At 29.0% G+C, this 12,675-nt stretch carries 11 protein-coding genes and 3 pseudogenes; 7 read left to right on the top strand and 7 right to left on the bottom strand.

What is annotated here, in order from left to right; translation table 11 throughout:
- Positions 1–42: 42 nt before the first annotated feature.
- The 4 genes and pseudogenes from ACMFBB_RS11025 to ACMFBB_RS11010 form a co-directional block, all read right to left on the bottom strand.
- Entirely contained in the window at positions 43–732 is a 690-nt protein-coding gene (locus ACMFBB_RS11025) for an ArsR/SmtB family transcription factor (RefSeq protein WP_435260834.1), read from the bottom strand.
- Positions 733–739: 7 nt separating this feature from the next.
- Positions 740–1,210: a DinB family protein gene (locus tag ACMFBB_RS11020; protein WP_435260833.1), complete on the bottom strand. Its 471-nt coding sequence runs from the start codon at positions 1,208–1,210 to the stop codon at positions 740–742.
- 141 nt (positions 1,211–1,351) lie between these two features.
- A pseudogene (locus ACMFBB_RS11015) lies at positions 1,352–2,900 on the bottom strand (Rne/Rng family ribonuclease).
- 307 nt (positions 2,901–3,207) lie between these two features.
- Entirely contained in the window at positions 3,208–3,498 is a 291-nt protein-coding gene (locus ACMFBB_RS11010; RefSeq protein WP_093869432.1) for an HU family DNA-binding protein, read from the bottom strand.
- A 133-nt stretch (positions 3,499–3,631) separates the two neighbouring features.
- On the opposite strand from ACMFBB_RS11010, the gene mutY reads away from it, so the two are divergent.
- The 5 genes and pseudogenes from mutY (at position 3,632) to ACMFBB_RS10985 (ending at position 7,613) form a co-directional block, all read left to right on the top strand.
- Positions 3,632–4,678, top strand: a complete 1,047-nt coding sequence (gene mutY, locus ACMFBB_RS11005; protein ID WP_435260832.1) for an A/G-specific adenine glycosylase — start codon at positions 3,632–3,634, stop codon at positions 4,676–4,678.
- A gap of 37 nt (positions 4,679–4,715) precedes the next feature.
- Positions 4,716–5,159: a single-stranded DNA-binding protein gene (locus ACMFBB_RS11000; RefSeq protein ID WP_435260831.1), complete on the top strand. Its 444-nt coding sequence runs from the start codon at positions 4,716–4,718 to the stop codon at positions 5,157–5,159.
- 19 nt (positions 5,160–5,178) lie between these two features.
- Positions 5,179–6,479 (top strand): annotated as a pseudogene (gldE, locus tag ACMFBB_RS10995) (gliding motility-associated protein GldE).
- Entirely contained in the window at positions 6,472–7,023 is a 552-nt protein-coding gene (gldD, locus tag ACMFBB_RS10990; protein ID WP_435260830.1) for a gliding motility lipoprotein GldD, read from the top strand. The pseudogene gldE and the gene gldD overlap by 8 nt, the downstream one beginning before the upstream one ends.
- 29 nt (positions 7,024–7,052) lie before the next feature.
- A complete protein-coding gene (locus ACMFBB_RS10985) occupies positions 7,053–7,613 on the top strand; it encodes a YIP1 family protein (protein WP_435260829.1) in 561 nt (186 codons plus the stop codon).
- Here the strand turns inward: ACMFBB_RS10985 and ACMFBB_RS10980 are convergent.
- Together ACMFBB_RS10980 and ACMFBB_RS10975 are read right to left on the bottom strand one after the other, a co-directional pair.
- Entirely contained in the window at positions 7,606–8,628 is a 1,023-nt protein-coding gene (locus tag ACMFBB_RS10980) for a COX15/CtaA family protein (RefSeq protein WP_435260828.1), read from the bottom strand. The genes ACMFBB_RS10985 and ACMFBB_RS10980 overlap by 8 nt on opposite strands.
- 152 nt (positions 8,629–8,780) lie before the next feature.
- A pseudogene (locus tag ACMFBB_RS10975) lies at positions 8,781–9,813 on the bottom strand (rhodanese-related sulfurtransferase).
- Between the two features lie 231 nt (positions 9,814–10,044).
- Here ACMFBB_RS10975 and ACMFBB_RS10970 point away from each other — a divergent pair.
- Complete coding sequence (locus ACMFBB_RS10970) at positions 10,045–11,052, top strand: aspartate-semialdehyde dehydrogenase (protein WP_435260827.1); 1,008 nt, start codon at positions 10,045–10,047, stop codon at positions 11,050–11,052.
- Positions 11,053–11,126: 74 nt separating this feature from the next.
- Positions 11,127–11,771 (top strand): HD domain-containing protein, encoded by a 645-nt coding sequence (locus ACMFBB_RS10965; RefSeq protein WP_435260826.1) that lies wholly within the window; start codon positions 11,127–11,129, stop codon positions 11,769–11,771.
- A 328-nt stretch (positions 11,772–12,099) separates the two neighbouring features.
- Here ACMFBB_RS10965 and ACMFBB_RS10960 read toward each other — a convergent pair whose 3' ends face one another.
- Positions 12,100–12,492 carry a hypothetical protein gene (locus tag ACMFBB_RS10960; RefSeq protein ID WP_435260825.1) on the bottom strand — a complete coding sequence of 131 codons (393 nt, stop codon included), beginning with the start codon at positions 12,490–12,492 and terminating at the stop codon, positions 12,100–12,102.
- Positions 12,493–12,675 lie beyond the last annotated feature (183 nt).

Below are 12,675 nucleotides of genomic sequence, written 5' to 3'. Positions count from 1 at the left end.
GATTGTATTTAAAACAACATGTTTTTTTACAACTAAAAATTATTAGACGTCAATATTTAGTAGTTTGTTAATCTCTTGTTTCCCATGAGTTGTTAAAGTAAGTGTTCTAGTATTTTTGTTTTTTCTTAACCAATCTTTCTCTAGCATTTTTACTAAAAAAGCATCACCTAAAGCACCAGCTAAATGATGTTTTCGTTCACTCCAATCTAAACATTGATGTGCAAATGATCTTTTGGTTTTTTTAGTTTCTTTTATTTTAATACCAAGTTTTAAAAACCAGTTTTCTCCAAAACTAGTTACTATATATTTTTTTTCTAAAGGTTTAATTATGTTTTTCTCAAGTAATGCATTTGTAATTTTAACTCCCACTTCACCAGCTAAATGATTATAGCAAGTTCTTGCGTATGTAAATGCTGTTACTGGAGGTCTTTTTACTTTTTTGTAGTTTGTGTTTAATGATAGTAAGCTCGCCATAGATTCAATTACATTAGCTACTTCGGGTGTACTAAACTTATAGTAACGATGTCTGCCTTGTTTTTCTACAGTTAGGAGGTTGTTTTGAAGTAGTTTTGATAAATGATTGCTAGCAGACTGTAGAGATATATCAGCACAATTAGCTAATTCGGTTGCTGTATAAGCTCTACCGTCTAGTAAATTCCATAGCATTTTAGCTCTAGATTTATCACCTAGTAAAGAAGCAATTTCACTAAAATCATTTTCTAAGCTTTCCATAAATTTATCAATCCCAAATTTCTGGGCGTTTAACCCCTAAAGTTCTTAAATACCCTAACATTTGTCCTGTATGAACAGCTTCATGATATAGCATTCTATTTAAATAGTCTCCTAGTTTTTTACACTGGTTTACTTCTGTTCTATTTATTGTAATGTTTTCTAAATCTACTTCGTTTAAATTTTTAATCATATTTAAAAAATCACTTCTGTAATTTTCAGCAAACTTTAATTCATGAGCTATATTGATATATTCTATATTTTTCCAAGGAGAAACATAAGGGCCTAAGTTACCTCTATTTTTTATAATTATATGAAACAAATGCTCTGCTTCTAATATATGGCGAATCATCTCTATGAAAGTAAATGCTTTTTTATCAGGCTTCCAATTTATAAATTCTAAAGGAATTCTATGCCATAAATTAATACTACGTCTTCTAGTTTCTTCAAAATTTAATAGGATAATTTTTTTTGAATTCATGTTTTTAAGTTTTGCACAAAAGTATTTTTAATACTAAAAACATACTTCATTTTAAAATGAAGTATGTAATTTTTTTGGGTACAAAAAAAGCCCTTTCCAATTAATTGGAAAGGGCTTTTTATTTCATAATAAGATTAAACCTTACTTACCATTGTTTTTAGCTTTTTTATAAAAAAACTTATAATGTAAGTATTGGTAGGCATCTCTAGGTAATATTTTAATCCACTTTTTGTGTTTTAAAAACCATTTAAAACGAATAGAGTTTAGACTTTTAGTTAAGTAACCAGCAATAAAAGGATGTACATTTAAAGTAATGTTGGTATAATTTTTTTCGCTGTTAATTAAACGTTCTAATTCTGCTTCAATTTTATCTAATAAAATAATAGGAGCTTCAACTTCTCCATTTTTATTAGGATTTGGTTCTCTTGTTTTTATGTGTAATTCAGGTCTTACACGTTGTCTTGTAATTTGTACTAATCCAAATTTACTTGGAGGTAATATTTTGTGCTTTGTTCGATCAAAAGACATCGCTTCTTTTAAATGTTGATATAATTTTTGCCTGTTATCAGCACTTTTCATATCAATAAAGTCAACAACTATTATACCACCCATATCTCTTAACTGTAATTGTCTTGCGATTTCAGTGGCAGCTATTAAATTGACTTCTAAAGCTGTTTCTTCTTGGCTTAGTGCTTTGTTTGAACGATTTCCGCTATTTACATCAATAACATGTAAAGCTTCAGTGTGTTCAATAACTAAATAAGCACCTTTGCTCATCGAAACTGTTTTTCCAAACGATGTTTTAATTTGTCTTTCAATACCATATTTTTCAAAAATAGGCATCTGTGATTTGTGTAGTTTCACAATTTTTTCTTTTTCAGGATAAATTTCCTGTAGGTATTCTTTAATTTCAACCTTTAAGGCTTCATCGTTGGTTACTATGTTTGTAAAAGAATCATTCATTACATCTCTTAAAATAGAAGATGCTCTGTTTAACTCACTTAATATTTTAGTTGGAGTATTTGTGTTTGCAATATGTTTACATGTTGTTTTCCAACGTTCAAGAGAGTTTTGTAAATCTTTATCTAGTTCTGCTACCTTTTTGCCTTCAGCAACAGTACGTAAAATAAGTCCAAACCCTTTTGGTTTGATACTTTTTGCTAATCTTTTTAAACGTTCTTTTTCTTTTGTATCAGCTATTTTTTGTGAAACTGAAATTCTATTCGAAAAAGGAACTAATACTAAATATCTACCAGCAATAGATAACTCTGAACTAATTCGAGGGACCTTTGGTAGAAATGGGTTCTTTTACAATTTGTACTAATAAATTTTGACCTGATTTTAGTACATCATTAATACTTCCGTCTTTGTTAATATCTTCTTCAGAACGAAAGTTTTTTAAAGTGAATTCTTTGTATTTACCTGTGCTTACCTTCTTAATGAATTTATTTAAAGATTGTACTTGTGGACCTAAATCATGATAGTGTAAAAAACCATCTTTAGGGTATCCAACATTTACAAAAGCGGCGTTTAAACCAGTCATTACTTTTCCTATTTTTGCTAGGAAAATATCTCCAACTGAAAATTTATTGTCGCTTGTTTCTTTATTTAATTCAATAAGTTTACCATCTCTTAGTAAGGCAAAATCAATATCAGAAGAATTTGAACGAATTATTAATTCTGTTTTCATCTGAATGTAGTTTTGTGCCAACGTAAATATGTTTACGAAGACGGGTTAAAATTTGTAAACAGGTATTTTTAATACCGTTTTAAGGTGTTTAAACCTTAATGTCAATGAACTTTTGTAAGCTTTTAAGCAAACGAAGAAAAAGTAAGCGGTAGCTTACTTTTTCTTATGACGATTTGCTCTTGCTCTTTTCTTTCTTTTGTGTGTAGAGATCTTAGCTCTCTTTCTTTTTTTACCACTTGGCATAATTAATAATGTTTTATAAAAACCAATGATACTTGGTTTTTGGTTAATACTTTTATTTACAAAATTACTTTACAGCTACTTTAGCTTTAACTCCTTCTGTAAAAACTTTTGAAGGTTTAAATGCAGGGATGTTGTGAGCTGGTATTTTAATAGTTGTATTCTTTGAAATGTTTCTACCAGTTTTTTCTGCTCTTTGTTTAATAATAAAGCTTCCAAAACCTCTTAAATAAACATTATCGCCATTCTCTAATGCCTCTTTTACCTCTTCCATGAATGCTTCAACAGTTGCTAATACATCTGCTTTTTCAATTCCGCTCTTATCTGAAATTTTAGATACGATATCTGCTTTTGTCATTGTAAATATATTTTGATTTGTTTTCTTTAAAAATTGAGGATGCAAATATATGATAATTAATCTATTCCGAAAAAAATTAAACTTAAAAAAAAACAAACTAAATACAGTAGTTTTGCACATCTAATTTTATTTGATGGTTTTTCATAAAGAATTAATACAGTGGTATTTACAAAATAATAGATCTTTACCTTGGAGAAAAACAAAGGATCCTTATTTTATTTGGTTAAGTGAAATTATGTTACAACAAACAAGAGTTGCTCAGGGATTGCCCTATTTTTTAAGGGTTACAGAGGCTTTTCCAACTGTTTTCGATTTGGCAAAAGCTGAAGAAAATGAGGTGTTAAAACTATGGCAAGGTCTAGGTTATTATTCTAGAGCAAGAAATTTACACTATACAGCAAAATATGTTGCAAATGAATTAAATGGGGTCTTTCCTAGTAATTATAAAAATTTGTTAAAGTTGAAAGGAGTAGGTGATTATACCGCTTCTGCGATAGCCTCTATATGTTATAATGAGCCGGTTGCTGTTGTTGATGGGAATGTATATCGGGTTTTGTCACGTTATTTTGGAATAGAAACACCTATTAATATAACAAAGGGAATTAAAGAGTTTAAAGAGTTAGCTCAAAGTTTAATTGATTATAAAAATCCTGGCAATTACAATCAGGCAATTATGGATTTTGGAGCATTACATTGTAAACCACAAAATCCTTTATGTGATTGTTGTATGTTTTCAGAAGGATGTATTGCTTTCAATTCAAACTTAGTGAAAGAATTGCCCAAAAAAGAAAAGAAACTGAAAATTAAAAAGAGGTTTTTTAATTATTTGGTGGTGGTAACCGATTCTAATCAAACAATTTTAGAAGAAAGAAAAGGAAAAGGTATTTGGGAGGGGCTATATCAATTTCCTTTAATTGAAACAGACAAATACATTGATGTTGATGAATTAATAGATTTGGATGTTTTTAAGAATTTATTTTCAAAAAAGGTATCCATCAAGTTATTTAATAAAAAGGAAATAATTCATAAACTATCACACCAGCATTTATATACTCAGTTTTGGATTATTAAGACACCTTTTATAAAGGAAGCAACAACAAGTTGGGATAAAATAAAAATACAGCCTGTACCTGTTTTAATAGATAAGTTTTTAAATGAATTTTTAAAGTTAGAAAAGTAATTTTTGTATATTTGATTTTACACAAAACTATAAAGCTATGGCTGGAACAGTAAACAAAGCTATTTTAATTGGGCATCTTGGTGATGAAGTAAAAATGCACTACTTTGAAGGAGGTAATGCAATAGGCCGTTTTCCTATAGCTACCAATGAAACCTATACCAACCGCCAAACTGGAGAAAAAATAACAAATACTGAATGGCATAATATCGTAGTTCGTAATAAATTAGCTGAAATTTGTGATAAATACTTAACCAAAGGAGATAAAGTTTATATTGAAGGACGAATTAAAAATCGTCAGTACGAAGTTGATGGTCAAAAAAGATATACTACTGAGATACAGGTACAAGATATGACCTTCCTATCTACTAAAAAAGATCCAAACACTATGGTTTCTCCTCAGCAAAGTCAGCCACAACAACAGGTAAATAATAATGAAAATATTAAAATTGTTTCAAGTGAAGACGATGATTTACCATTCTAGTTTAATTAAAATTTAAATTTTGGATACAGACCCCGAACTGTTTTTAAATATGTATTTGATTGTTAATTGGTTAATGACACTTAATTTTGTTGTTTTACTAGTTTTACTAATTTGTTCAGCCTTAATATCAGGAACAGAAGTTGCTTTTTTTTCTATTTCTCAAATTGAAATAGATAATCTTTCAGAAAAAACGAAAGGGAAAAGTATTGTTGTAAAATTACTTGAAAACCCTAAGAAGTTATTAGGGACAATTCTTATAACAAATAACTTTATAAATATTTTAATTGTTTTAATTTTTGCTTCACTTGGAGAAGATCTTTTTAGTGGTTTATCAGGTGGATTCAAATTTTTTATTGAAGTTGTATTCGTAACTTTTTTAATTTTATTATTTGGAGAAGTTTTACCTAAAGTATATGCAACAAGAAAATCTATGCAGTTTGCTAATTTTATGGCAAAACCAATACAATTTTTAAATACTATTTTAACACCATTAAGCTCTCCACTTATAAAATTAACAAGTGTAGTTGAAAATAAGCTAGGTAATAAAAATAATAATTTATCTGTAGAAAGACTATCTCAGGCGTTGGAATTAACATCAGATAATGCTACTACTAAAGAAGAACAGAAAATTTTAGAAGGGATAGTAACTTTTGGGAATACGGAAACTGTGCAAATAATGAAGCCAAGAACAGATGTTTGTGCTATTTCTGATGAGACTAGTTATGCCGAAGTACTTAAAATTATTTTAAAAAATGGGTATTCACGTAACCCTGTTTATCATGAAAATATTGATACAATAGTAGGCGTTTTATATGCGAAAGATTTATTGAAGCATTTAAATAAAACTACTTACAAATGGCAATCTTTGGTAAGAGAACCCTTTTTTGTGCCAGAAAATAAAAAGTTAGACGATTTGTTAAGTGAGTTTCAAGAGAAGAAAAAACATCTAGCAATTGTTGTTGATGAATATGGAGGAACAAGTGGTATTGTAACTCTTGAAGATGTAATTGAAGAAATAGTTGGTGATATTAATGATGAGTTTGATGATGAAGATTTATCGTATTCTAAATTAGATGAAAACAATTATATTTTTGATGGGAAAATAACAATCAGAGATTTTTGTAAAGTTTTAGGAGATGATGACGAAGAAAAATTTGAAGAAGAAAAAGGAGAAAGTGAAACTTTAGCTGGATTTATTTTAGAAATTTCAGGAAAGTTTCCTAAAAGGGAGAGAAAATAAACTTTAGTAATTATACGTTTACTATTGAAGCGTTAGACAAAAAACGTATAAAACAAGTTAAAGCAACACGGAATGCGTAAAACAATTTTGCTTCTAATAGCAATTATAATGATAAGTTGTGGAGAAGCAACTACTCCAAAGCCAAAAGCATATTTAAGTTTAGAATATCCTGAGTTAGGATATAACAGGTTAGGAATTAAGAAGCCTTATAATTTTGATGTAGCAAAGAATACTAAAATAAAGTATTTACCTCAGAGTTGGTTAAAAATCCAGTATCCAAAATTGAAAGCATCTGTTGATATTACGTACAGACCAATAAACGATAATTTAAAAGAGTTATTCGTTGAGGCTGAAAAATTAGTGATAGAGCATACTGTAAAAGCTGATCATATTTCATGGAGAGATTTTTCTAATAAAGAGAACAAAGTATATGGGAAAATGTGTGAGATAGCCGGTAATGCTGCCTCACAAATACAATTTCATGTAACTGATAGTACCAAACACTTTATAAAGGGGTCTTTGTTTTTTTATGTAAAACCAAATTATGATTCAATTCTACCAGCAGTAGCACATATTAAAAAAGATATGATTCGTATGATGGAAAGTCTTCAATGGGAGAATTAAGAAGAAGTTAAAAATAATTTGCTGTAAAAATGAGAATGCTATATTATTTGATGTTTAAAACATCAAAAGGATTATCGCTTTTAGATGATAAATATGAAGATGATTTATATAGAGAAACCTTAGTGATTTTTTCTTTTTTTAGTTTTGTAAGGTTTCTTCTTAATTTTGATGAAGAAAACGCTACATATTCTTTTTTTCATAACTTGTTTCTTCTTGTTCTAGCTGTTTTATTAAGTGTGTTTTTCGGAATTATTTTCAGCTTAATTATTCATAAGGCAGGAAAATTACTAAAAGGCAAAGCGTCTTATATTGAAATTTGCTCATTATATGCTTATGCTTTAGTTCCTGTAATTATAGGAGATTCTTTTAAATTTACTTTAAGAGCTATGCATACTAGTCAAATGGTAGGTTTTGATGTTTTTAGGCTCTTGAATTTTATAAGCACTATTATTTTTAGTTTATTATCTCTTAAAATTCTATTTTTAGGATTAAAGAAATTTAATCAATATTCTTATATAAGGAGCACTTTTAATACAGCCATTTTGGTTTTCCCACTACTTGTGGGGTGGCTTTATTTTGTTTTTAGTTAGTAGCCATTTTTCTACTCTGTAACCATAAGTAAAATTGTAGTCCAAATAAAATTGCTCCTGCTAATAAGTGGGTTGCTTGGGTTCCTATAGGGAATTCAGCATAGTACATTAAAATACCAGTAATTGTTTCTAAAAAAATTAAAAAAACAATCCAGTTTACTAAATTATAACCTAAATTTTTAAGCTGATTTAAATAAAAAAGACCTAAATTAACCAATACAATTGCAATGGTAAAAGATCTATGAAAGTAAAATTTAAAACTAGGGTCCATTAAACTGTATTCTTTGTTTTCAAAACCAAATAATTTTACTTGTTCATCAATAAACTGTCGCACTTGTGTTCCCATAGCAATCTGTATTAGAGAGAAGACTACTGAAATGACAAGCAGTTTGTTAAAAGTTTTATTGTATTGAAAAACAGTTTTTTTGTTAGAGGTTATGAATACTAAGTATAATAAAAGAGCAATAATAATAAGTCCAGCAACCATATGAATGGTAATAACTGTAGGTTTTAAGTTGGTATCAACCACAGTTTTTCCTAGCCAGGCTTCAAATAACATTAATAAAAAAGCCCCAAAGGCTACTAATGTAATTGTTTTGTTTTCTTTCCAAAATTTACTTGCTCCAACTATTAAAAATAAAAAAACAAAGCCCGATAAAACTGAAGCCAATCGGTTTATGTATTCTGTCCAAGTATGATATTTATTAAATTTAGCGTAGGAGTGTTTTGTGTATTTTCCCCAATTATTTGTGTTAAATTCATCGGTGGTTTTTATATTGTTTTGGGCAACAAACAATGTGTTGTCCTTAACAATAATCATTCCTTTATTATAATTGCTGTTTGGTTGCCAAGTAATTTGCTCTTCAGAAGTTGGAGGAATGTAGTATCCAAAACATTTTGGCCAATCAGGACATCCCATTCCAGATCCAGTCATTCGAACAACAGAACCCGCCAAAAAAATTAAATAAACAGAAATCAATGAAATTTTTACTATAAGTGGAAAATGTTTTTTCATCCAAAAAAGTTTTTACAAAGATACGTAAAAGCATAAAAAAGCTCTCAATTGAGAGCCTTAGAATTTATGTTAGTAAGAGTAATTTTAACTCTCAGCTTAAACTATTTTGAGTATTAAGAGTTTTTATCTGGTTTTGTGAAGGAGCTTTACTCTTATTTTTTGAATTTTAATTCTTTAGAACGTCCTTTTTTAAAAATTTTGTTGCTAGCGTGAGTTCCTTTGCGTAGTTCTTTCTGCTCTTCATATGGTAAATGAATTATTTCTTGGCATTTAGAAGAACATGTGTTCTCCATTTTTTCAGCACAATCATCACATTGAATAAACAGTAAATGACACCCTTCATTTGCACAATTAGTATGAGTGTCACAAGGTTTGCCACATTGATGACAGTTTGAAATTACATCATCAGTAATTTTTTCTGCTCTTCTATGATCAAAAACAAAATTCTTTCCTAAAAACTTGTTTTCTATACCTTCTGATTTTACTTGACGAGTATATTCAATGATACCTCCTTCTAGTTGAAAAACATTTTTAAACCCTTTGTGTTTATAATAAGCAGATGCTTTTTCACAACGTATTCCACCTGTACAGTACATTAAAAGGTTTTTATCTTCTTTATGTTCTTTTAAGTCTTCTTCAATAATATCTAAAGAATCTCTAAAAGTATCAACGTCTGGTGTTACCGCTCCTTCAAAATGACCAATTTCACTTTCATAGTGGTTACGCATATCTACACAAACAGTATTAGGGTTTGCTAGCATGTCATTAAATTCTTTGGCACTTAAATGAACACCTTTATTGGTAACATCGAATGTGTCATCGTTTAATCCATCAGCAACAATTTTGTTTCGAACCTTTACTTTTAGTTTTAAAAATGATTTATTGTCTTGCTCTACAGCTACGTTTAAACGTATGTTCTTTAGAAATGAGATGGCATCTAATTGATTTTTTAACTCAATCATTCTGTCAGAAGGAACAGAAATTTGAGCATTAATACCTTCGTAAGATACGTAGGTCCCTTCCTAGTACATCTAATTCATTCCATTCTAGGAATAATTTATCTCTAAATAATTGAGGGTTTTCTATTTTATGATATTGATAGAAAGAAATAGTTAAACGGTCTTTTCCCGCTTCGTCAATTAGTGCAGCGCGTTCTATCGCACTTAACTTGTTGTACAGTTGCATGCTATACTTTTTAGTTAAACAAAATTTATTTCTATTCTTTAATAAGAATGATGGCAAAGGTACTGCTTTTTTAAGCTTTATTGTTTAAAATGTATCTTTTTGAGCTTAATTTGATAATAATTAAACGAGAGATTAAAAAAAACTAGATTTAATATACAACTAATAGTTATTTTTTAAACCTTTGTAACTATTATATAAACAGTTATAACATATTATAAAAAATAAAAAACAATGAGAATAGCAGTTGTTGGAGCTACCGGAATGGTAGGTAATGTAATGTTGCAAGTATTGGCAGAACGAAACTTTCCAGTAACAGAGTTGATTCCTGTTGCGTCTGAACGCTCAGTAGGTAAGTTATTATCTTATAAAGGGAAAGAATATTCAGTAGTAAATTTGGCTACAGCTGTACAAATGAAGCCAGATATTGCTTTGTTTTCTGCTGGTGGAGAAACTTCTTTAGAGTGGGCTCCAAAGTTTGCCGAAGTTGGAACAACCGTTATAGATAATTCATCTGCGTGGAGAATGGATCCTACCAAGAAGTTAGTAGTACCCGAAATTAATGGAGACGTATTAACGAAAGAAGATAAAATTATAGCGAATCCTAATTGTTCTACAATTCAGTTAGTAATGGCATTAGGTCCGTTACATAAGAAATACAGAATGAAACGTGTTGTGATTTCAACCTATCAGTCGGTTTCTGGAACAGGGGTGAAAGCTGTTCAGCAATTAGATAATGAAGAAGCAGGGGTAGAAGGAGAAATGGCATATCCACATCCAATAGGAAGAAATGCTTTACCTCATTGTGATGTTTTCTTAGAAAACGGATATACTAAAGAGGAGATGAAGCTGGTAAAGGAACCAAAAAAGATCTTACGAGATGATTCTTTTTCTATTACAGCTACAGCTGTTAGAATACCTACAGCTGGAGGTCATTCAGAATCTGTAAATATTCAATTTGAAAACGATTTTGATTTGGCTAAAGTACGTGAAATCTTGACGGAAACAGAAGGAGTCATAGTTCAGGATAATGTAAAGGAAAATGTATACCCAATGCCTATTAATGCTCATAATAAAGATGAAGTTTTTGTAGGAAGAATTAGAAGAGACGAATCTCAATCAAATACATTAAATATGTGGATTGTTTCTGATAATTTACGCAAAGGTGCGGCTACAAATACAATCCAAATAGCCGAGTATTTAGTTAAAAACGACATACTAAAAAATAAAGTTTTAGCATAAACTTTTACTTTTTTGACAAAATGAATACCCTAGGCAAATAGCTTAGGGTTTTTTATTTGATGTATTTTTGTTTTATGGATAAAAAAGAAATTATAAATAATACAATAACTTTTGTAAAAGAAATACTTAAAGGAGCAGAAGGAGGTCATGATTTTTTTCATGTAGAAAGAGTTTATAAAAATTCTTTGCTAATAGCTAAAAATGAAAAAGTAGATGAATTTGTAGTTGCTTTGGGTGCTTTGTTGCATGATATAGCAGATAGTAAATTTTATGACGGAGATGAATCTGTAGGTCCCAAAAAGGCGCGGTCATTTTTAGAAGATAATAAGGTTAGCAATGATATTATAATTCATGTAGAAAATATAATTACCAATATTTCTTTCAAAGGAGGTAATTTTAGACAACGATTTAAATCTGCTGAGCTTGATGTTATTCAAGATGCTGATCGGTTAGATGCGATAGGTGCTATTGGCATTGCACGTTGTTTTAATTATGGAGGTTTTAAGAATAGAGAAATTTATAATCCTAATATTCTTCCTAACCTGTCTATGAGTAAAGAAGAGTATAAGAAATCTAAAGCACCGACAATAAATCACTTTTACGAAAAGTTATTATTGTTAAAAGATAAAATGAATACCAAAACTGGAAGAAAGATTGCTCAAGAAAGGCATGATTTTATGGAAGTGTTTTTGAAACAGTTTTTTACTGAATGGGCTTAACTGTTATTTATATTTAATGTAAACTATATGTTAACAAAAAATAAATTTAATGTTAATTGTGTATTTTAAAAAAATAGTGTATGTTTGGAATATGGTCCCCGATAAAATTTTTTTCCCTTAACTTAAGAAACAGCGTTTTGATTTTTTTTAGACGCTGTTTTTTTATGGAATAAACATACACTAGTTTAAATATGTTTAATATTGTAGCCATAATTAAATAGTAAGGTTGAATTTTTATGTTATTGGAGAATATTCTGTAAAACGATTAAAATAAAGCTTACAGTTGCTAATATTATTTTTGTTATTATTACTATCATAATTTTTTTATTTATTGAATAATTCCTTTTTTTATAATTACAGTTTGTGAGTTTTTACCATTTATAAAGTCCAACTCTAGCAAATCAACTTTGTTAAAGTTGTCAACTTTATTATGTAGTATTTGCTGTATCCTTTCAACTTCTTTTTTTAAAGATGAAAACTCGCAATCAATTAGTTCATATTCTCCTTTTTCGGTACTTAATCCATTTTTACCATATTGAACTCCTGTAGCGTATAAAATTTGGTTAATTTCCTTACAATCACAATTTTCTTTTAATACTTTAAGTATTTTTTTAGAGTTATCAAATGAATGTATTGAAGAACTAATAATATAGCCCAATACGCCTCCTAATATTAAAAACAGAAATATTATAAATATAGTTTTTGGTGTTGTTTTCATCATTTATTAGAATTATTTTTATGTTGAATTTCTTCTACAAAGATTTAACGAAAAAAAGTATATTACAAGTTATAGAAACCTGTTTTTAGAAAAATAGGGAGGTGAAAACACTTGTTAAAACTGTTGTTTTTGAGTGTTTTATGTTGTTTTTGCTGTTTTTTTTTGAAAAGAATATTTGAACCCTAA

It is taken from the genome of Tenacibaculum sp. nBUS_03 (genome assembly GCF_051201695.1).
Lineage (GTDB): Bacteria > Bacteroidota > Bacteroidia > Flavobacteriales > Flavobacteriaceae > Polaribacter.
Note: the sequence above shows the minus strand (reverse complement) of the source record. Positions and strands in the feature narration are given on the sequence as shown.